The 19,719-nt window shown below is 59.3% G+C and carries 17 protein-coding genes and 5 pseudogenes; 13 read left to right on the top strand and 9 right to left on the bottom strand.

The features are described 5' to 3' along the window. The first annotated feature begins 11 nt into the window (after window positions 1–11). The 7 genes from IPP88_21485 (at window position 12) to IPP88_21455 (ending at window position 3,855) form a co-directional block, all read left to right on the top strand. Window positions 12–212 carry a hypothetical protein gene (locus IPP88_21485; GenBank protein ID MBL0125161.1) on the top strand — a complete coding sequence of 67 codons (201 nt, stop codon included), beginning with the start codon at window positions 12–14 and terminating at the stop codon, window positions 210–212. A gap of 195 nt (window positions 213–407) precedes the next feature. Further along, window positions 408–836: a DUF2087 domain-containing protein gene (locus IPP88_21480; protein MBL0125160.1), complete on the top strand. Its 429-nt coding sequence runs from the start codon at window positions 408–410 to the stop codon at window positions 834–836. Further along, entirely contained in the window at window positions 837–1,229 is a 393-nt protein-coding gene (locus tag IPP88_21475; GenBank protein ID MBL0125159.1) for a RidA family protein, read from the top strand. A gap of 11 nt (window positions 1,230–1,240) precedes the next feature. Further along, the gene (locus IPP88_21470; GenBank protein MBL0125158.1) at window positions 1,241–1,627 is read left to right on the top strand and encodes a hypothetical protein; all 387 of its coding nucleotides are present in this window, start codon (window positions 1,241–1,243) and stop codon (window positions 1,625–1,627) included. 84 nt (window positions 1,628–1,711) lie between these two features. After that, the gene (tadA, locus tag IPP88_21465; protein ID MBL0125157.1) at window positions 1,712–2,176 is read left to right on the top strand and encodes a tRNA adenosine(34) deaminase TadA; all 465 of its coding nucleotides are present in this window, start codon (window positions 1,712–1,714) and stop codon (window positions 2,174–2,176) included. Window positions 2,177–2,254: 78 nt separating this feature from the next. Further along, window positions 2,255–2,812 carry a hypothetical protein gene (locus tag IPP88_21460; protein MBL0125156.1) on the top strand — a complete coding sequence of 186 codons (558 nt, stop codon included), beginning with the start codon at window positions 2,255–2,257 and terminating at the stop codon, window positions 2,810–2,812. Further along, the gene (locus tag IPP88_21455; GenBank protein ID MBL0125155.1) at window positions 2,806–3,855 is read left to right on the top strand and encodes a DUF1298 domain-containing protein; all 1,050 of its coding nucleotides are present in this window, start codon (window positions 2,806–2,808) and stop codon (window positions 3,853–3,855) included. The genes IPP88_21460 and IPP88_21455 overlap by 7 nt, the downstream gene beginning before the upstream one ends. 45 nt (window positions 3,856–3,900) lie before the next feature. Here IPP88_21455 and IPP88_21450 read toward each other — a convergent pair whose 3' ends face one another. Further along, window positions 3,901–4,290 carry a hypothetical protein gene (locus IPP88_21450; GenBank protein MBL0125154.1) on the bottom strand — a complete coding sequence of 130 codons (390 nt, stop codon included), beginning with the start codon at window positions 4,288–4,290 and terminating at the stop codon, window positions 3,901–3,903. Between the two features lie 3 nt (window positions 4,291–4,293). On the opposite strand from IPP88_21450, the gene IPP88_21445 reads away from it, so the two are divergent. The 3 genes and pseudogenes from IPP88_21445 to dnaE all read left to right on the top strand — a co-directional run bounded on the left by IPP88_21445 (window position 4,294) and on the right by dnaE (window position 9,860). Beyond that, window positions 4,294–4,665 carry a hypothetical protein gene (locus tag IPP88_21445; GenBank protein MBL0125153.1) on the top strand — a complete coding sequence of 124 codons (372 nt, stop codon included), beginning with the start codon at window positions 4,294–4,296 and terminating at the stop codon, window positions 4,663–4,665. A 14-nt stretch (window positions 4,666–4,679) separates the two neighbouring features. Next, window positions 4,680–5,870 (top strand): alpha/beta hydrolase, encoded by a 1,191-nt coding sequence (locus IPP88_21440; protein MBL0125152.1) that lies wholly within the window; start codon window positions 4,680–4,682, stop codon window positions 5,868–5,870. Window positions 5,871–6,056: 186 nt separating this feature from the next. Then, window positions 6,057–9,860: pseudogene (dnaE, locus tag IPP88_21435) on the top strand (DNA polymerase III subunit alpha). 222 nt (window positions 9,861–10,082) lie between these two features. Here the strand turns inward: dnaE and IPP88_21430 are convergent. From IPP88_21430 to IPP88_21415, 4 genes are read right to left on the bottom strand one after another with little or no spacing between them, the layout of a single operon-like run. Next, window positions 10,083–10,595 carry a hypothetical protein gene (locus IPP88_21430; protein ID MBL0125151.1) on the bottom strand — a complete coding sequence of 171 codons (513 nt, stop codon included), beginning with the start codon at window positions 10,593–10,595 and terminating at the stop codon, window positions 10,083–10,085. A gap of 5 nt (window positions 10,596–10,600) precedes the next feature. Beyond that, complete coding sequence (locus tag IPP88_21425) at window positions 10,601–11,194, bottom strand: LamG domain-containing protein (protein ID MBL0125150.1); 594 nt, start codon at window positions 11,192–11,194, stop codon at window positions 10,601–10,603. Next, window positions 11,115–12,464, bottom strand: a complete 1,350-nt coding sequence (locus IPP88_21420) for a right-handed parallel beta-helix repeat-containing protein (GenBank protein MBL0125149.1) — start codon at window positions 12,462–12,464, stop codon at window positions 11,115–11,117. The genes IPP88_21425 and IPP88_21420 overlap by 80 nt, the downstream gene beginning before the upstream one ends. After that, window positions 12,449–13,009, bottom strand: coding sequence for a right-handed parallel beta-helix repeat-containing protein (locus IPP88_21415; GenBank protein MBL0125148.1), 561 nt, complete (start codon window positions 13,007–13,009; stop codon window positions 12,449–12,451). Before IPP88_21415 ends, IPP88_21420 begins: the two co-directional genes overlap by 16 nt. Window positions 13,010–13,861: 852 nt before the next feature. Here IPP88_21415 and IPP88_21410 point away from each other — a divergent pair. Further along, a pseudogene (locus IPP88_21410) lies at window positions 13,862–15,131 on the top strand (alanine racemase). On the opposite strand, the gene IPP88_21405 reads toward IPP88_21410, so the two are convergent. The 4 genes and pseudogenes from IPP88_21405 to IPP88_21390 all read right to left on the bottom strand — a co-directional run bounded on the left by IPP88_21405 (window position 15,015) and on the right by IPP88_21390 (window position 18,537). Next, window positions 15,015–15,794, bottom strand: coding sequence for a metal ABC transporter permease (locus tag IPP88_21405; GenBank protein ID MBL0125147.1), 780 nt, complete (start codon window positions 15,792–15,794; stop codon window positions 15,015–15,017). The pseudogene IPP88_21410 and the gene IPP88_21405 overlap by 117 nt on opposite strands. Continuing rightward, a pseudogene (locus tag IPP88_21400) lies at window positions 15,791–16,712 on the bottom strand (zinc ABC transporter substrate-binding protein). The gene IPP88_21405 and the pseudogene IPP88_21400 overlap by 4 nt, the downstream one beginning before the upstream one ends. 9 nt (window positions 16,713–16,721) lie before the next feature. After that, a pseudogene (locus IPP88_21395) lies at window positions 16,722–18,088 on the bottom strand (hypothetical protein). Between the two features lie 110 nt (window positions 18,089–18,198). Then, the gene (locus IPP88_21390) at window positions 18,199–18,537 is read right to left on the bottom strand and encodes a hypothetical protein (protein ID MBL0125146.1); all 339 of its coding nucleotides are present in this window, start codon (window positions 18,535–18,537) and stop codon (window positions 18,199–18,201) included. Window positions 18,538–18,649: 112 nt separating this feature from the next. On the opposite strand from IPP88_21390, the pseudogene IPP88_21385 reads away from it, so the two are divergent. Together IPP88_21385 and IPP88_21380 are read left to right on the top strand one after the other, a co-directional pair. Continuing rightward, a pseudogene (locus tag IPP88_21385) lies at window positions 18,650–19,029 on the top strand (glutaredoxin). Between the two features lie 208 nt (window positions 19,030–19,237). After that, window positions 19,238–19,666: a hypothetical protein gene (locus IPP88_21380; protein ID MBL0125145.1), complete on the top strand. Its 429-nt coding sequence runs from the start codon at window positions 19,238–19,240 to the stop codon at window positions 19,664–19,666. Window positions 19,667–19,719: the final 53 nt, after the last annotated feature.

The following is a 19,719-nucleotide window of genomic DNA, read 5'->3' as shown; positions in this document are numbered from 1 at the left end:
GGTTGATTGCAATGCGCAAGACCAAATCGGCAATTTTTGAGACCGTGCACGAAACAGCGAAGGGGCTGCATGCCGCTTGCGTGATGGAGTGTTACGCTGCGCAAATCCGACTGTCTGTCTCTACCGCCGAATTTGTGCTGCCGATAGCCCTTTTAAAGATACTGAAAGAACGCATGGCGAGAAAAAGCGGTGCTCTCGATAGATACCAATAGATGCCGAACGATCCTTAAGGGGCTCAATTCAGAGCTCGATCCATTTCGATACATGTCGATAGATGATGAGAGTATTTTCGGGGATCAAATGAAATTGATGGTAAATCTGACGGTAAAAATGCAACCTGCCGAAAAAGCCCATATGGCTGACAAAGGCGTGCAAGTGCCGTTGATGATTGAGTGGGAATAGCGATCGTGGATCTCGTCAGTCGTTTCCGCAAACTTGCCATCAAGCGTGGCCTCACGCCGGGCGCGTTGCTCGACGCCAGTCCCGACGATTTCGATTTGCTGCTCCTGTCGCTGCGATGCGAATTTCCGGCTGCACGAACTTTCGCCGAGCGAGAAGTGAACGAAATTCTTTATCGTTGGTTGCAGTCTGCCGGCGGTATGCTGGATGTGGACTACGTCGAATTGCGGCGCTGGCTGGTGGATCTGAAAATTCTTTCCCGTGATGCATATGGCCGGGCGTATTTGCTGGCGCCGGTACCATTGCGGCTGGCGGAATTGAATGCAACTGTGGCGGGAGTGGATTTCGGTCGCGAATTTGCCGATGCCAATACGCAGGAATCGCAAAAACGCGCTGCCAGAAAGATGGCCTGGCAGCAAACCAAGGCTGTGTCGTGAATGTCTGAACGCGAGAACATCTCTTCCGGCGCGCCTTGGGAATCCGTCGTGGGTTACTCCCGTGCCGTTCGGATCGGTCAACACGTCTGGGTGTCCGGCACCACCGCGACCGATGACCATGGCCAGGTCTTTGGCGCAGGCGATGCGGCCGCACAAACGCGCTACGCTCTGCAAAAGATTGAACGCGCGCTGCGTCAGGCAGGCGCATCCATGGTGGACGTGGTGCGCACGCGCATGTTCGTCACCGATATTTCGCAATGGGAGGCGATTGGCCGGGTACATGGCGAGTTTTTCGGCGACATCCGTCCGGCCGCGACCATGGTGGAAGTGAGCAAGCTGATTGATCCCGGACATCTGATTGAGATAGAAGTTGACGCTTACGTCGGGGAGTGATGTGAGCCACGATGTTTGAACACGTCTCCAAGCCGGTTCTGCCAAAGCAACAGTTCCTGTCGCGATTGATGCGCGCGGTCCTGCTCGGTCTTGGGATGATCGTGATTTCGTTGGCGATTGGCATGGTCGGCTACCTGTACTTTTTTCCGAAGCTGGATTGGGCTGACGCCTTCGTCAATGCCGCCATGATTCTCTCCGGCATGGGCCCACTTGCCGTGCCCGAAACCACTGGCGCGAAGATTTTTTCGGGTTGTTACGCGATCTATTCGGGCCTGATGCTGGAGATGAGCGCGGGTGTCGTGTTCGCGCCGTTGGTGCACCGGTTTCTGCACAAACTGCATGCCGACGAAGTTGATGTTCGCGAGAAAGGCAAGCGTGTTGCCAAGGATAAAGTCTAGCACTGGCGCGGCGTTTAAGGCATTTTCGGCTGAGACGCCGCGCCAGTGCTTGAGTTTTTGCGCGCCCATCTCATGCGGTTGCGTATGGCTGAAAGCCGCGACGAGTCTTTCATGCGCGAAGCGCTCGCCCTCGCGCAACGCGCGTGGGACCTCGGTGAAGTGCCCGTCGGTGCGGTCGTCGTCAAGGACGGCGAAATTATCGGCCGTGGCTTCAATCAGCCGATCACATCATCGGACCCCACGACGCATGCCGAGATCGTCGCGTTACGCGCGGCTGCCGCGCACCTCAAGAATTACCGGCTGGTGGATTGCGCGCTTTACGTCACGCTGGAACCCTGCATGATGTGTGTTGGCGCGATGCTGCACGCCCGCGTCAGGCGCGTGGTGTTTGGCGCGAATGACCCCAAGACCGGCGCCTGCGGCAGCGTCATCAACCTGCCCGCCGAGGAAAAACTGAATCATCACGCCACCTTTGAAGGCGGCATGCTGGCCGACGAGTGCGGCGAGATGCTGAAGACCTTTTTCCGCGAAAGGCGACAATCCGGTTAGCTTGGCAAAACATGCCAAAATGAACCGCCGCCGGTAGATCGCTCCAGAAGAAACCGCCCGCGGCGAGGAGACCCGCACATGCACCACCTGAGCGCGCTGGATGCACTTTTCCTTCAACTCGAAACGCCGGAAGTGCCCGCGCATGTCGGCAGTGTGAGTCTGCTGCAAGAGCCGAAAGGCCACCGCGGCAGTTTCTACCCGCGAGTCCGCAAACACATCGAGAGCCGCCTGCACCTGGCTCCGCTGTTTTCCCGCCGCCTGTCGTTCATGCCGCTCGATCTCGCCAATCCCATCTGGCTAAGCGGCACCAAGGTCAATCTGGATGACCACATCACGCATGTGGTGTTGCCAAAGCCCGGCACGCAAGCGCAGCTCGACGCAGCAGTGGCCAAGTTGCACGAAGAAACGGCGTGGACCGCGACAGCCGCTGTGGCAATTCACCGTCATCGAAGGCTTGCGGACGGCAACGTGGCGTTCTATTCCGAGGATTCATCATGCCGCGCTCGATGGCCGGGTGGCGTGGCATTGGCGCACGCGATTCTCGACACCAGCGCCACACCGCGCGCGGTGGAGCCGCCCGGCAGCAATACGAATCGGCAAAACCGCGACTGCCGCCCACGACCGCCAGGATGCTGAGCGCGGCATTTCGCAATACGGTTGCGCAGTACACGCGAATCGTGAAGGCGGTCCCCGATGCGTTGAGACTGGCCGGCGCGGCTGGTGCCGGCTTGCTGTCGTCATCGCAGGCAAAGAAAGCCGGTGCGCCATCGGAGCAAGGAACGGGATTTGGCCACCTGGTGGATTTCAAACCCGGCGATTCGCTGCAGCGAATTGCCACGTCGCTTCTGAAGAAGATTCCCGGTGGAATCTCCCTCGGGCCGCGTACGTCGCTGAATGTGGCGATCAGCGGGGAACGCGCCTTGCAGGCGCTGAATTGTCTCTTGCCGAAACGAAGGCGATCGCCAGCCATTTTGATACCAAGCTCAACGACATCGTGCTCGCGGTTTGCGCGGGCGCGCTGCGCCGCTATTTCGCCGGGAAACAAGGCGGCGCTGGCCAAAGCCATGATCGGCGGTGTCCCGGCCAGCCTGCGCATTCCCGGCGATACGTCGCAAAGCAACCAGGTGACGATGATGCTCATCAGCCTGGCGACCAATATTGTCGATCCCCGCAAACGCCTTGCCGCCATTGTGAGAGCCAGCACCAAGGCGAAGTCGCTTACCGGCGGCATGAAGAGCCTGATTCCAACGGACTTGCCCTCGCTCGGCATCCCCTGGTTGATGAGCGTGATCACGCCGCTATACCGAACCGCGGTGGCGAGCAATCGCATTCCAGTGGTGGCCAATCTGGTTGTCTCCAACGTACCAGGACCGCAAATACCGCTTTATCTGGCGGGCGCGAAACTGATCACCTACTACCCGGTGTCGATCGTCACCCACGGGCTGGCCCTCAATATCACCATCCAAAGCTATGCCGGTTCACTGTATTACGGGCTGATTGCCTGCAAGGAGGCGGTACCGGATTTGCGCGGATTTGCGGCGCACATTTGCGCGGCGCATCAGGAATTGCTGGCGCTCTCGCGAGAGCCGCGTTCTCCGGCGAGCAGGCGTGCCGGCGAAACCGGCGCCTCGTCGGGCCGCGCCGAAAAAGTGTGCCTAAATCATCGGTGCGGAACGTAAAGACGAAAGCGGTTACAAAGAAGACCATTGGCGGCAAGCCGACAATCAAGAAGCCGGTGCCCAAGGTAGCGGCAACGAAAAAAACGAGAATGAAGGAAGCCGTTGGCGGGAAGACCGCCATGGAGAAAACGGCGGCAAAAAATACGGACACAAAGAATAAGGTGAAATTGTTGCCGGAAATTGACCCGCACCAAGAAAGTCGCGAAGAAAAATGCATAATTCCCGCAGAAAGACGGGCGGCAAAGACCGCCCGCGCAAACCTGAAATCCCCATCGGCAATGGGTTCGAGACGTCATGCAAAACACACTGGACAAAATCTATGCTGCGCCCACCCAGGCGCGTTTCTGCTAACTGGAAGGGCGCGCGCCGCTGGAGTTCGGCGCAACCCTTGCGGCGTGGCCATTCCTGAAAAACACCCCGCAAGGCGATGGCCATCCGGTGATTGTGTTTCCCGGGCTGGGCGCGGGCGATTTGACGACGGTGACGCTGCGAAATTTCCTGACCGCCCAAGGCTACGATACCTACGGGTGGGATCTCGGGCTCAATTTCGGTCCACGCCAGGGCGTGCTGCAAAAGAGTATCGAACGGGTGCAGCAGATTCATGCCGACACCGGTCGAACCGTCAGCCTGATCGGCTGGAGTCTGGGGGCATCTACGCCGGGGGTCGCCAAGGCACTGCCGGATCACATTCGCAGCGTGATTACGCTGGGAACGCCGTTTGCCGGGGATCCCAAGGCCACCAACGCATGGCGGTTATATGAATTTGCCAGTGGCCACAAACTGGAAGATCCCGAAAGCTCGCGCATGTGAAGGAAGCGCCACCAGTGCCGACCACCTCGGTTTTCAGTCGCACCGATGGCGTCGTGTCGTGGCCGCTGTCGTATCAGCGTGAATCAAAGCACGCTGAAAACATTGAAGTCATGGCCAGCCACATCGGGCTCGGCATGAACCCGATTGCGCTGTGTGCCATTGCCGACCAGCTCGCCCAGGCGGAAGGCGCCCGGTCAAATTCGATCGCGGCGGTTGGCGGCAGTGGTTCTTTCGCGATCACTTGCGCAACGCCGACCAGGTGTTCTAGAAAAATTTCGTGCCGGATACTCAGGCCAACGGCCTCACCTTTCACTACGAATCGCGCGGAAACGAAATCCGATCCGGTGATTTTGATGATCATGGGTCTGGGCGTGCAGATGATTCTGTGGCCGGAGCCGTTGATCGATCTGCTGGTACAGCACGGTTTTCGCGTGGTGCGGTTCGACAACCGTGATGTGGGGCTTTCCAGCCGAAAGCGACCAGATGCCCGTGCCAAACGTGCCTCTGCAAGCCCTCAAGTTCATGATGGGCTGCCGGTCAAGGCGCCGTACCGGATCGAGCAAATGGCCGCAGACACAGCGGCGCTGATCGATGCGCTGGGCCTCGTGCGACCACATGTGGTCGGTGCGTCAATGGGGGGGATGATCGGCCAGAACCTCGCGGCGAATTATCCGGAAAAAGTGGCCAGCCTGACGTCGATCATGTCAACCACCGGCCGCCGCAGTCTGCCAAAGCCAACCTGGGATGCGCGCCGCGCGATTCTGCAACCGCCCGCCAGGCGCGGTGATATCGAAGGCGCGATTCACCGCATGATGCACGTATTTCGCGCGATCGGCAGTCGCACCTTTCCGCCCAATCAAGCTCATATGCGCGAAGTGTGCGAACGCCATGTCAATCGTTCGCATTACCCCGCCGGCGCCGCGCGCCAGCTGCTCGCCATTGCCGCGAGCGGTGATCGCACCGCCGTCATTCGCCGGATCAAGGCGCCGACGCTGGTGATTCACGGCGACGAGGATCCGCTGGTGCCGTTGGCGTGCGGCGTCGATACGGCTCGAGTGATCAATGATGGCGGCGGCAGCGCGACCTTTTCTGTCATCAAGGGGATGGGACACGATTTCCCGCTGCCGTTGCTGCCCAGGGTTGCGGAGGAGATTGTCGCGCATTGCCGCAATGGCGGCGTCAAAGGTAGCCAGACAAGTTCCTGACGCGTGATGGGAGGTGCCCGCGAATGTTAAAATTGCATGGAAAGTTTTCCGTGCAATCCAGAATTGAAAGCCCCCTCCTGAACTCCCCTCGCGCCCTTCATTCATCTGCGTTTGCACACCGAGTATTCGATCACCGATTCGATTGTTCGAATTGACGACGCTGTCAACCGCGCACACGCGGAGCGCATGCCGGCGCTGGCGATTACCGACCTTGGCAAGCTTTTCGGCGCGGTCAAGTTTGTCAAGACGGCGAGCGCCTGCGGCATCCAGCCGATTATCGGCTGCGATGTGTGGATCGAAAATGAAAAAATCGCGACCAGCCCTCGCGCGTGTTGCTGCTGTGCCGAAACCAGAGCGGCTATCTCAACCTTTGCCAGTTGCTGACGCGTGCCTATCGGGAAAACACAGGCGGCCCGGGCGGAACTGAGTCGGAAATGGCTCTCGCGTGACGCAGGCGCGATGTCGGGCGCCAATGCGACCGAGGGCCTGATCGCCTTGTCCGGGGCAGGTTTTGGCGATATCGGTCATGCGATCCTGCAGGGTGACCTGAAGCGTGCGAATACTCGCCGAGGCCTGGGCGGCCGACTTTCCTGACGCGTTCTACATTGAGCTTCAGCGCGCGGGTGGCGATGGTCGCGATCGCGCTGAAGCGCTGTTGAGCGCATCGCTGCGGCTGGCGGCCAAACTCGACCTTCCCGTGGTCGCGACCCATCCGGTGCAATTCATGGCGGCCGATGATTTCAAGGCGCACGAAGCGCGCGTGTGCATCGCTCGCGGCGAAGTGCTCGGCGATAAACGTCGCTCCCGCGATTTTTCCGCCGATCAGTATTTCAAATCGAGCGAGGAGATGCGTGCGCAGTTCGCCGATATTCCTGAAGCACTTGAAAACGCCGTCGAAATTGCCAGGCGCTGTCATTTTGAATTCACGCTGGGCAAGCCACAGTTGCCAAATTTTCCGACGCCAAACGGGGAATCGATTGAAACCTACTTCTTCGATGCGGCGAAGGCCGGGCTGGAAAAGCGCCTCGCTTTCCTGTATCCGAATGTCACCGCGCGCGACGCGCAGCGCGCGCGTTATTTTGCCCGCCTTGAGTATGAACTCAAGATTATCGTTCACATGGGTTTTCCGGGGTACTTCCTGATTGTGGCCGACTTCATTGGCTGGGCGAGGAACAATGGCGTGCCGGTCGGCCCGGGGCGCGGTTCAGGCGCCGGTTCACTGGTCGCGTATTCGCTTGGCATCACCGATCTCGATCCCCTGCAGTACGACCTGATTTTTGAGCGTTTCCTGAATCCGGACCGGGTGTCGATGCCCGACTTTGATATCGATTTTTGCCAGGAAGGGCCGTGACCGCGTCATCGACTACGTGAAGCGAATACGGCGCGGAAGGTCGGTCGCAGATCGCCACCTTCGGCACGATGGCGGCCAAGGCGGTGATCCGCGACGTCGGCCGCGTGCTCGGCATGGGCTATAACTATGTCGACTCCATCGCCAAACTGATTCCTAACCAGCTCGGCATCACGCTCGCGGACGCGATGAAGGCCGAGCCGCAATTCAATGAGAAGCGCAAGAGCGAAGAAGAGGTCGATGAACTGCTGACGCTGGCCGTGAAGCTGGAAGGTATTGCGCGCAATATAGGCATGCACGCGGGTGGCGTGCTCATCGCACCGGGGCCGCTGACCGATTTCACGCCGCTATATGTCGCGGATGGATCGGATTCGGTGATCTCGCAATACGACAAGGACGATGTCGAAGCCGTCGGCTTGGGTCAGTTTGACTTCCTGGGGCTGACCACGCTGACCATTCTCGAAGAAGCCGAACGCAACGTGCACACGTTGAACGCCAACCCGGGCGATGATGTGTTCGATCTGGAAAAGGTTCCGCTGAACGATCCGAAGTCATTCGAGATTTTCACCCGAGGCAATACCGCCGCCATCTTCCAGTTTGAATCGAAGGGCATGCGCGACATGTTGATTCGCGGCGCGGCCCCGACCCGGCTCGGAAGACCTGACGGCGCTGAACGCGCTGTATCGCCCGGGCCCGATGGATTCGATTCCCGACTATTGCGATCGTAAGACCGGCAAGGCCAAGGTGGAATATCCCGATGCCAAGCTGGAAGCCATTCTCAAGCCGATTCTCGGTCCGACCTACGGCGTGATGGTGTATCAGGAGCAGGTGATGCAGATTGCACGCGAGATCGGCGGCTATTCGCTGGGCGGCGCGGATTTGTTGCGGCGCGCGATGGGCAAGAAGAAACCCGAAGAGATGGCCCAGCACCGGGCAATCTTTGGCGAAGGTGCGGCGAAGAACGATGTCTCGGCCGCCAACGCGAAGAGCGCTTTACGATGCGATGGAAAAGTTTGCCGGCTACGGATTCAACAAGTCCCACTCCGCCCCTTATGCTTACCTCGGCTATCTGACCGCTTATCTCAAAGCCAATCACGGTGCGGCGTTCATGGCCGCCAACTTGTCATGCGTGATGGATTTCACCGACAAGGTGCAGCAGCTGTTTGAAGATACCAAGGCGAACAGACTTACGGTCCTGCCACCGGATATCAACCGTGGCGCATACCGGTTTACGCCCATTGACCGCAATACCATCCAGTACGGCCTGGGCGCGGTGAAGGGTACCGGCCACGGTGCGATAGACAACATTGTCGCCGCACGCGCCGCAAACGGGCCGTTCAAGGATTTGCTCGATTTCGTCAGGCGCGTTGACCGGCACACGGTCAATCGTCGCGCCATGGAGGCACCGATCCGGGCCGGCGCGTTCCGACACCATCGAGCCCAACCGCGCCATGCTGACGTCCTCGCCGCAGGCGATTGAACTCGCGGAAAAGGCTGAGCGCGACAAGCAGCAGGGTGAGCCTGTTCGGGAGCCACGCACGAGGGCGGGCGGTGCTGACGCTGGTCAACGTGGCGCCCTGGAGCGACCGGGAGCGCCTGAATCACGAAAGCAATCGCTGGGTTTCTATCTATCTGGCCATCCTTTACCAGCTACGCCTCTGAAGTCCGTCAATTCGCCAAAACCGAACTGAAAGATATACAGCCCAATACGGTGGTGTTGCTCGCGGGCGTGCTGCACGAGCAGCGGGTGCGCAACGGCAAACGCGGCAAGATGTGCGTCATGTCACTGGACGATGGCAGCGCGCGCATCGAGGTGCTGGCCTATGGCGAAGTCTTCGACAAGCGCCGCTCGATGATCGTTGACGATCATCTGTTGATCGTGCGCGGCAAAGTTTCATACGACGATTTCTCCGGTGGTAACCGTGTGACCGCCGAGGATATTTTCGACATTGACACCGCGCGCCGGCAGTACGCGCGCAAGCTGGAACTGTTCATGAACGGTCAAGCCGACAGCGAGCGGCTGCGCCGCACCTTGTCGCCGCATCTGGCGCCGAACCAGCCCGATAGCTGCCCGGTGCTGATTCACTATAACCAATTTTGGCGACGCCGTGGTCGATGTGCCGCTACCCGAGCAATGGCGCGTGCGCATTTCCGAGCCGCTCATTCAGTCACTGCACGACTGGCTCACCGAGCCAAACGTGGTAGTGCTCTACGATGCGTCCGCCGCCATCCCCACGCAACAGGTGCGGGGCTACGGCAATCATGGCGGTGGCGGGTATCAGAGTTTCGGGTGGGGATTACTGAGCCCCAGCCCGTCAAAAGTCGGGCGAATGGCATTGGATCCGCGCCAATTGGAAATATTGAAAACTGTGTGGGAATCACTTGGTGCCCTTCGCGGGGGTGTTCGACAATTTGCGAACACTTTAAACAACACCGCGACCATGAAAACCACCGACAAAAATCTTGAAAACAAAGTTGAGGCACTGGATTCCCTGCTCGCCGACCCCCGGCCCGACGACTGTAACTGGTTCGACCAGTTGCTGATCGCGCTTGAAGAAGTCGCAGAGTATTCGCTCAATCCCGGTGTTCCTGTCAGGGCATTGTCGCGAACCTTGCGCGCGCTCCCGCAAACCGGCATTTGATTCGTCTTTCCAGCACGCTATCGCAGGGTTGCACGCGCGGCAAGTGACGGGCGCTTGCTGACCGATGGACAGGTCAACAGAGCACAAAAAGAACGTATAACGCCATTTTACGGCGATTGCAGGCCAAAAAGGCTCGGAGAGCCGCGCCAGTGCTGGTGTTTTAGATCCGGATCAGGTTGCTTACGCATGCAGTGCGTGCACGGGCCGACGAAGGGATCCCCGTTACGGCATGCCCCATCCCGACCGTGCTTTCGCCGCAGAAATATCCACGGGGCTGATCGTGCCGGTTGCATTCAAGTCCAATCGGAAATTCGTGGCCGTAGTCGGCTGTCCAAGATTTGCCTTGATCGCACTGATGTCGGCCGCATTGACCGAGCCCGAATTGTTCACGTCGCCCACCAGGAAGCCCATCGATACCGGGGGCGCACTGGTGCCGCCGTTGACACCCGTAAGCAATATCGTGACGCGCTGGCTGTCGGGCACACCGCTCAGCGTGACCGTGACTTCGGTGCTGGTGCCTGAGAGCGACGCGGTGGCCACACCGGCGGGCGAAGCATTCGGGCCAATCACGGTTGCCTGACCGTGGTCCGTAATAACGGTATCGAACTCGAACACGATTTGATGTCCGACGCTGCCGATACGCGGTTCCACGGTGACCGCTTCATGGATCAACCTGCTCTTGTCGATGTCCAGGTTGAATGGCCCCAGGTTCCCGTGCGTCTTGCGCGATACCACTTTGATCAGCGCCGGTGGCGCCGCGTCGTCACGTTGAACGTTGCCGACACGCCACCGATGGTCAGCACGGCGCTGGTTTGCGTGGAGTAGCTTGCCGAGGCCGTCTGCCGGACGCGCACCTGATCATTGGCATTCACACTCGCGGGAAGCGTGGGCGAATACGCGGACCAATTCGCGCCGCCATCAGTGGAGACCGCGTACTCGCCACCGGTGATCGAGATTGATGTCGCGTTGCTGATTCCGCTGACCGTGATGGCGTTTGATGCCGCGACCGAGCCCACGGCCACGCCGGCTTGCGCGTTGAAGGTGAACGGGTCCGGCACCAGTCCTGAGGCGGACGCAATCTCGGCGGCCGAAAGTGGCCGATCATACAGCCGGATTTCGTCCAGCAGACCACCGAACAGCTGGCCGCCGCAACTGGGTTCGCCGCCGAAACGCAGCGAAACAGGCGCCGGGTCGAATGCCATTGCATGACTCGTCACCGGCAGGCCGTTGATGCACATCGTGGCATTGGTTCCGTCAAAGCTGATGGCGATAAAGGTCCAGACGTTGAGCGGCAGCTTGTCCGCGGTGGTGACGACACCGCTGCTGGAAGCCACCGGTGCTGGAGAAGGCGAACCAATCACCTTCTTCATACCATTGCAGTTGATAGTGCGCCTGCGCACCGCAACCGGCGCGCTTGGCGAAAATGATCTGCGATGTATTGGTGCTGGTGCGCTTGACCCATAGCGAAATGCTCATCGGCTGATTGGGACTGAAATTGATACTGTCGCTGTTGGGCACATCGACATAGTCATCCACCGCGTCGAAGCTGAATGCCTGACCGACCAATCCGGCCGCATAGGTTGCGCCATTTATCGCCGTGCCATGATTGCTGCCGATGCTGTCCAGGGCGTTGCCCTCGCCACGCCACATGGAAATCAGGCCAGTCGATGCCTGCACCGCGGAACTGGTCAATACGTTGCCGTAGTCAACATTGGGGCTGACTCCGTTGGCACCATTCAACGTCGGCCCGTCCGCGGTGCCCCACCAGTTGTAGCGGGCATTCAGCAAGCTCGGTGTGTTTACGTTCACAACCGCAAGCGTCGTGTTGCCCAGAAAATCGTTGCCCAGGCCCGGCGCACCGCCGACGATGGGGTTCGATCCGCTATCGGCGTAGACACCGTATGGGTTGTTGGAGATGGTGTTGCGGGTGATGGTAGGCGTCGCATTACCCGCCGCCAGATAGATTCCGTAGGCCGCGTTGTTGCTGATGGTATTGCCGGTGATGTTCGCGCTGCTGTTGTATATCTGGATTCCGGGGCCCGCATTGTTCTGGATGATGTTACCGGCGAACAAGGTATTGCCGGTGGTATTGTCGAAAAGGATGCCGTTGACGTTGTGGTCCTGGATCAGGTTGTCGCGCACGGTGACGTTGCCGGTGGCACCATTGATCCAGATGCCATTTGTGGCACTGGTTTCCAGGATCGAGTTGGTGATGCTAAAGATTCCCGAGCCGGTCTTGAAGATCGATCCCATTCCTGTCCATATTGCCGAGCCGTCAAAGTATGCGCCCGCGTACCGGATGACGGCATGATCGATGGACGCGTTGCCTCCATCTGTCAGATACAAGGTGGCCCAGTTGCCTTTGGCCGGTAGCGTCGCGCTGCCATCGCGGTTCGAATCCCCGCCGACCGAATCATCGGCAAGGCTGGTGAAATAGACGGGCTGCGCGGCCGTTCCCGTCACATTCAATGTGCCGTAGACGTAGATGTACCCGCTGAGCTTGATGACGCGGCCCGCCGGAATGGTCAGCGTGACGCCGGCATCGACGTTGATCGGGGCGACTGAGTAGGTGCGATTGTTCGACCAGGTCATCGAGCGCGACACGCTGCCGCTCGCGACGTAAATAGGCCCGGAAAAACATTGTCGTCGTCAACCATCATCAGCGAACTGTTGGCGCCAACGCCGATCGGTCCTGCCGTGTTGCCGTCAAGCATATTGGCGGACACTGCCGCCGGTGTCGCAAGACCGTAGACATACATACCGTAACCGGTGTTCGCGGTCACGGTGTTGCCGGTAATTGAAGGGCTGCTGTTGTAGATCTGGATACCGGATTCAGTGTTGTCCCGGACAGAATTCCTGCGAAAGACATCGTCGCGCTTGAACCTTCGACGACGATGCCGTTCACGGCATGCCCGCGGATAATCGAGTTGGCAATCGTCACGCTTCCGGTCGCGCCACTGATCCAGATGCCCTTGCTGGTGCTCGTTTCCACCGTAGAATTGTTGATGCTGAGTGTTCCCGCGCCGTTCTTGTAGATCGAGCCCATGCCGGTCCAGATCGCGGAACCCGTGAAATACGCACCTGCGTAGCGGATGACGGCGTGATCCAGCACGGCGCTGCCGCCATCGTTGACGAGGATCCCCACCCATTGTCCTGCGGCTGCGGTCGTGGCGCTGCCATCGCCATTGGAATCGCCACCGACGCTATCGTCCCGCACCGTGGTAAAGGTGATGGGCAAACTGCTGGTACCTTGTGCGTTGAGCGTACCGTTGACGAGGAAATATGTCGCGTAGACGTAGTTGTCAGCAAACTTCACCACTGTGCCGGGTTCGATGGTCAGGGTGGCGCCCGCCGCGACATTGAGGTCACCGACCACATGGTATGGGCTCGCGTCCATCGTCCATATCGTGTTGGCGGAAATCGTTCCACTCACGGGGGTAAAAGCCGCGGCACCGTATGTCCACAACAGACAGACGCCGAAGACAAAGCGCCGCAGGGCGACGAATTTTCGTGCAACGAATCGCTTCATAAAACGACCCCTCGCCAGGTCAGATCAAACCGGCGCCGGCTAACCGTCACCCGTTACGGCTCCTCCGCCGTTGAAATGGTTTTTGTAATGTCGAGCTTAGGCTGATGGCCGGAGGAAACGTTGACAAAAATCAGATGAGGTGTCGATTGGTGGCCGTTCAATCGCGTATCCTGCGAATTGCCTCGATCGCGCTGGTAAACAAGCGAGTTCGAGGATCGCCAATTAGCGCGCTTTCCGAGGCAAAAAGTGCCCCCAAAGTCCGCGTCAGTGCTAGAGTTCACAGAATGGGAACTTCCAATAATCCCCGTTCGTGCTGAGGTATCGAAGCACACTCAATAAGGCATTGATTCATTTGCGCTCGGAATGCCCTTCTTCGATACCTCAGGGCGAACGGAAATGAGGTTAATAGAAGTACCCCAATGGAAGTACCCCAATGCATCTCGCATGATTGAATTGAGAAAGCCACGCCTCCATGACCGACCGCAAAATGTCCGAACTCGAAACCCCGGCATTGCTGCTTGAACAGGGCCGCATGAAGAACATCGCGCGCATGCGCGAGCGAATCACCCGCCTGAAGGTTGGTTTTCGCCCGCATGTCAAAACCGCGAAATGCATTGAAGTCGCGCTCGCCATGTCGGGGGTACGCCGGGGCCGATCACAGTATCCACGTTGCACGAAGCGGACTATTTCGCTGATCGCGGCTTCACCGATATTCTCTATGCCGTCGGCATTACGCCAAACAAGATGGGCCATGTGGCGGCGCTATTGAAACGTGGCGCAAACTGACAGTCATTCTCGACAGCATTGAGGCTGCCGTGGCGCTGGCGCAGGCGGCCGCCGCCCTGCCGATGCCGCTCAGCGTCTTGATTGAAATTGATTGCGATGGACATCGCGCAGGTATCTTGCCGGAGAGTCCCGATTTGCTGGCGGTGGCGCAAAATGCTGGCGGCGGGCGGTGTCACCGTCGCTGGCGTGATGACCCACGCCGGCGGCTCATTACGATTGCAGAGGCGATACCGCGCTACGAGCCATGGCCGAACAGGAACGTGCGCGCACGCTGCGCGCCGCCGAGAGATTGCGGCAGGCAGGCCACGCCGCCCCCGTGGTCAGCGTCGGCTCGACCCCCACCGCCCTGTTTGCGCAGGATCTCAACGGCGTGACCGAAGTGCGCGGGGGTGTTCGTGTTTTTCGATCTGGTGATGGCGGGACTCGGTGTGTGCCGAGTCGATGACATCGCGCTATCGGTCCTCTCCACCGTGATTGGCCATCAACGCGAGAAAGGCTGGACGATTGTCGATGCCGGCTGGATGGCCATGTCGCGTGACCGCGGCACCGCTGCGCAGACAGTTGATCAGGGCTTCGGCCTGGTGTGCGATGTAAACGGCAAGGCGATGCCTGATTACATCATGGTCTCGGCCAATCAGGAGCATGGCATCATCGCGCATCGTCACGGCACCAATGGAACAGCGCTTGATCTGCCATTGGGGGCGCTGCGGATTCTGCCCAATCACGCTTGCGCGACAGCTGCCCAGCACGCGCGCTATCACGTGGTCGACGGCACGCCAGCAGTGACAGCGGTGTGGGAGCGGATCAGCGGTGGTAGGCGTGGGAAGCGTAGAGGGTTTCTACATTGTGGCAATTGCTTCGGGCGGTTTCACCCGCTGACGGGCCGCGTAAACCGCAACAGCGACGACCGCCATGCTCCAGACGATCACCGCACCCGATGGCAGGTCAAACAGTGAAGACAGCACCAATCCCGACGCATAACCGGCGGCCGAGGTCGCATAGGCGGCGGGCAGTCTTCGCGACTGGAACTTGCGGGTCGCGAGCGCAGGAATGATGAGCCCGGCAAACACCAGATAGACGCCGACCAGTTGCACCGAAATCGTCACCGTGCACGCAAACAACACGTAGAATCCGGCGCGCCCCAGGCGATCCCTGAAACCAAACCACAGCGCCAGGATGACGGCATAAGCCAGCAACACCGGCAGCAGCGAATTCAGGTTGACCCAGAGAATCTGACCGACCAGCAGATCCTTGAGGTGTTCGCCGCCATGCGGATTGCCCGCGAGCAGCAGCAGCGCCGCACTCGCCGCGAGCACGAACGACACGCCGATCGTCGCCTCCTGCACATCGGGCCAGCGCTTCTCGGCCCAGGTGAGCACGATGGCGCCTATAACGGCTGCGGACATGGCCACTCCCTGCGCCGCCCAGCCCTGCGGTTCCCAGCCGAACATATCCGCCAGCATGATGCCGAGGCCGGCGATTTGCGCGATCGCCAGGTCGATGAAAACTATCCCGCGCTGTAGCACCTGAATGCCCAGCGGCACATGGGTGGCGGTGACCAGTAATCCAGCCAGAAAGGCCGGAATCAGGATGCTGAATTCGAGCGCGGAGAGATTCATTTCAATGCGGCCAGCAGGCGTTGAATGGAATCGTCAAACAGCCCGAACAAATCCTTGGCCTGTTCGTTTCCACTCACCGTATACGGCAGCGTCACCGTGGGAAGCTTGGCCCGCTCGGATAACCATGCAGCCGCCTTTGGGATCGGAATAGGCAGAACGCAGGATCATCTTCGCTGGTTCGCGTTGCAGCTTTAGCGAGCATTTCCGGGACAAATGGCCGGTGGTTGGCGGGACGCCGGGCTTCGGTTCCAGACTGGCGATATCGCGCATGCCCAGCCAGCGCAGCAGATAGGACAGATCCTTGTGATACACGACGACCGCAACACCTTTCGAGCGGCGCCGCCTGTGCTTCCCATTTCTGCAAGGACTCGCGCCATTTTTTCTGGAACGCCGTTGCGCGGAATTTGTAGGTTTCGCCGTTGACGGCATCGAGTTGTGTGAGGCGCGCGGTAATGGCCTCGCCTACCTTGGCGGTGTTCTGCGGGTCGAGATGAATATGCGGATTGCCGGCCGGATTCACATCGCCTTGCGGGCGATCCAGCAATTGCGGCACTTCCATTTTTTCACCGAGGCCGCGGCTTCCAGATAACCCGGTTGCCCCGGTTGAATTTGCCGGTTGCCCGATTGTGATAACAGTAGCGGCAACCAGCCGATTTCCAGCTCCGCGCCGGTGCAGATCAGCAGGTCGGCATTGCGCGCGCGGGCGATGAGGCTGGGGCGCGCCTCGACGTGATGCACGTCCTGCAAGGCGGTGGTGGCTGAAGTGACTTTGACTTTGTCGCCGCCCAACTCCAGTGCGAGTGCGGCCCACTCGGGTTCACAGGTGAATACATTCAGCGTCGCGGCCGCCGGTAGCGCGGTTGCACTCAGCATTGCGGCAAATACTGCAGGAAACATATTTCGAAAATTGATGTTCATGAGCGGGCCCTAGAATTTGTGCGCGCCGTGGGCGCCAAGACTGAAGATGTATTGCAGGACGATCTGGTTGTCGGTCACGTTCTGCCGCGATTTGTCCTGCCCGAATTGCAGACGGAAGCGCGTGAATTCGCTGGGGTTGTAATCGAACATCAGGCTCACGCGCGACGGGTTGTATTCCGTGCGCTGGAAATTGCCAAGGTTGGCGGTACCGATATTGACCGTGCCGCGAGCGAGCGTGTCAAAGCGCAATCCGACGCCATTGCGGCATGAACTGATACACGCCCTGCAAATACCAGCCGGCTTGGGACGTTCCATAACTGCTCGCGATGTTGGACGCCGCCAGGCCGTCAATGCCGGCGAAATCGTAAGTCAGCGCGCCGCTTTCGCGACGATGAAAATATTCCCCCTGCAACTTGAAACTGCTGCGTGTGGCGTTGCCATCGGGAGCGTACTTGTAGACGAAATCCGCGCCAACGATTGTCGTCTTGCCGGTGAACGCATTGGTGACATTCGCGCCCGCCGGATCGATGTCATTGACCGTCGCATCGCGCGGCGACGTGCGCAGTGTCGAAAGCCCAAGGCGGTACGATTGGCTATCGCCGATATCACCGCCCAGGTGCGCGAACAAGGTGCCTGAGCCGCCACCGTTCTTGTTGCGATTACTGCCCGGTCGATCCTTGCCGCGGCCGATCTCGGCGCCGAACTCAAGCAGGCTGTCAGTGGGCGCCAGCCATTTCAGTTGGAGCCCATCGTCGGCGTAATTTTCGCCGCTCAAGAAAGCACGGTAGACCAGCGGGGCATCGACGAAATCCCAGGCGTGGCTGTGAATCTCGTTCTGGTAACCGAGCGCTGAAAAAAAACCTGCCGCCCTTTAGGCTCAAGCCCTTGCCAAGGCCGATGGTTTCGAAATATGCCTCCTCCACACCGACGGCGTTGGCTTCATCGAATGAGAGCAGCAATTTGCCGCGAAAATCGGGATCGATATTGGCCGCGATCGCGAGTTCCGATTCACGCAGGCTCAAGCCGCGCGTACCCGGCGAAAGACCGTTGTTGGCCGGCACGAAACCACTGAGTGCGTAATGGTCCGGATTCTTGGAAAAATTTCCATACGCGCCATTGAGCACCACCGAAATCGCCGGATTGAATGCCCCTTCACCGGCGGCGCGACCGGGTGCCGGTGCGACGGGCTCTGCGCGGGCCGCTACCGGCGCCTGCTTGCTGGCAGCCGCTTCGAGTCCCTGTAGCCGCTGCTCCAATGCCTTGATTTGTGCTTCGTACCCATCCTTCAGTTGCTTGATCTGTGCGCGAACTTCATCAAGCGCGGTATCGCTGGCCGCCTGCGCAACCGTCGATATCCCCAGCGCCGTGGCGAACAAGGTCGCAACGAATCGTAATTTCAAAACCATGAAAACCTCCTTTGAAGCCATACAACGAGTGCGCAGCGCTGGACGACATTGGTCCAGGCGTTACGCGGCGTGATGTCAAATCAAAGGAAGGCGGGAGGTGCCCGGGCAGAATAGACCGGGTGGGTAAGGGCGGGAAAAAAAGATTGTGCGCCGGACGCGATGACGATATATGGCGCGGGTACCTGAAGCGCGGAATGCGCAGTGATCGGTCCCGCGCCGCTGACCTCAGCATAGACAACGCACTTATCGCAGCTCTTGGCATGCGGCAGATGTTTTTGCGACCCCGTGGAATGCTCGCCGGCGAGGTGCGAAAGCTCGTGGAACGCCGCGCCCTGCTGAAGGCCAAGCAGGCACAGCACCGCCACAAAGGCGATGAACGTGAACTGAAGGCGGCGTAGCGTGTGCAGGGTCGTTTTCAAGAGAAGCAGAATATACAAGATTTTGGGTCTGCTGTCGGGGGAAAGGCGGATTGTCACCGCGCCGCGTCATAATGGCGGGTCTGCCTTTCCAATCTTCCAGAGGTTGCTCGCCATGTCGTCACCCCGTCCCATTCTCGACGAAACCCACATCCATCCCGCGATCCGCGAAAGATCGCCACCTTGCACGTCGATATCATCGATGAAGTCCGCGCCGCGATTGCCGCGAACCCGGTGGTGGTGGTCGGCATGGCGCAGAACCCCATGCCCAAGAAAGCGCGCAAGGCACTCGCTGCCGCCGGCATCGCCCACAAGTATCTGGAATACGGCAGCTACCTCAACACCTGGCGGCGGCGCAACGCACTCAAGATGTGGACCGGTTGGCCGACTTTTCCAATGGTGTTCGTCAAAGGAACGCTGGTTGGCGGAGCGGATGATGTCGCGCGATTGCTTGCGAGCGGTGAAATGAAGAAGATGATTCAGATGGTTGCCTAGCGCCAAAGATTGAGTCTTGGCGTATATCCAGACACGGGCAGGCATGAAACATAAACACTAGCACTGGCGCGCCTTTCCGGGAAGTTTATGTCTGGAAGGCCCGCCAAATGGCGATCTGCGAGACGATATGCTGGGGAACTAGGTTCCGTTCAATCACGGATGCGAGAGCGATGGACCACATTATTTTGTGTCTCGTCAGAAGTTATCCGTGGTCTGCTCCCGAACACCTCTCTCGCCGAGTCTGGCCTATCTGGATGCAGTGGCCATCGTCAACATCTATTCACGGCGTATGCGCATCGAGCATCAGTTTCGCGACACGAAAAATGCGGCGCACGGAATGGGGCTCGCCAGTGCGAAGTGCCGCAGGCAGCGGCGGTTGCAGGCGCCGTTGCTGATCGCGCACCTTGCGGGGATGGCAAAGCGACTGATCGGTGAGGCAGCCCAAGCGCAGCAACTTGAGTTGAAACTGATGAGCAATAACATCAAGAATCGCAAGACGATTTCGGTGATGACGCTCGCTACGCGCGTGGTCGAGAGACCGGATTTGTTGAGAAAGATTTCTAATGATTGGCCACACATTTATGCGCTGCGACAACTGGCGGCAGCGGCGACAGGCGGTGCTGGCGCACGGATTTGATTCGTGGGGAAACCTCAAATCACGGCCCCTTTGAGAATCGACCCTCTTTGAGA

The organism is Betaproteobacteria bacterium, assembly GCA_016720925.1.
GTDB lineage: Bacteria > Pseudomonadota > Gammaproteobacteria > Burkholderiales > Usitatibacteraceae > UKL13-2.
Note: the sequence above shows the minus strand (reverse complement) of the source record. Positions and strands in the feature narration are given on the sequence as shown.

Bases quoted from the DNA above. Each gene is read 5' to 3' on its own strand.
- IPP88_21415 (MBL0125148.1), bottom strand. From the start codon at position 13,009: ATGGGTGGGGATCCTCGTCAACGATGGCGGCAGCGCCGTGCTGGATCA.
- IPP88_21475 (MBL0125159.1), top strand. From the start codon at position 837: ATGTCTGAACGCGAGAACATCTCTTCCGGCGCGCCTTGGGAATCCGTC.
- IPP88_21485 (MBL0125161.1), top strand. From the start codon at position 12: ATGCGCAAGACCAAATCGGCAATTTTTGAGACCGTGCACGAAACAGCG.
- IPP88_21460 (MBL0125156.1), top strand. From the start codon at position 2,255: ATGCACCACCTGAGCGCGCTGGATGCACTTTTCCTTCAACTCGAAACG.
- IPP88_21470 (MBL0125158.1), top strand. From the start codon at position 1,241: ATGTTTGAACACGTCTCCAAGCCGGTTCTGCCAAAGCAACAGTTCCTG.
- IPP88_21450 (MBL0125154.1), bottom strand. From the start codon at position 4,290: ATGGCCATCGCCTTGCGGGGTGTTTTTCAGGAATGGCCACGCCGCAAG.
- IPP88_21405 (MBL0125147.1), bottom strand. From the start codon at position 15,794: ATGAATCTCTCCGCGCTCGAATTCAGCATCCTGATTCCGGCCTTTCTG.
- tadA (MBL0125157.1), top strand. From the start codon at position 1,712: ATGGCTGAAAGCCGCGACGAGTCTTTCATGCGCGAAGCGCTCGCCCTC.
- IPP88_21455 (MBL0125155.1), top strand. From the start codon at position 2,806: ATGCTGAGCGCGGCATTTCGCAATACGGTTGCGCAGTACACGCGAATC.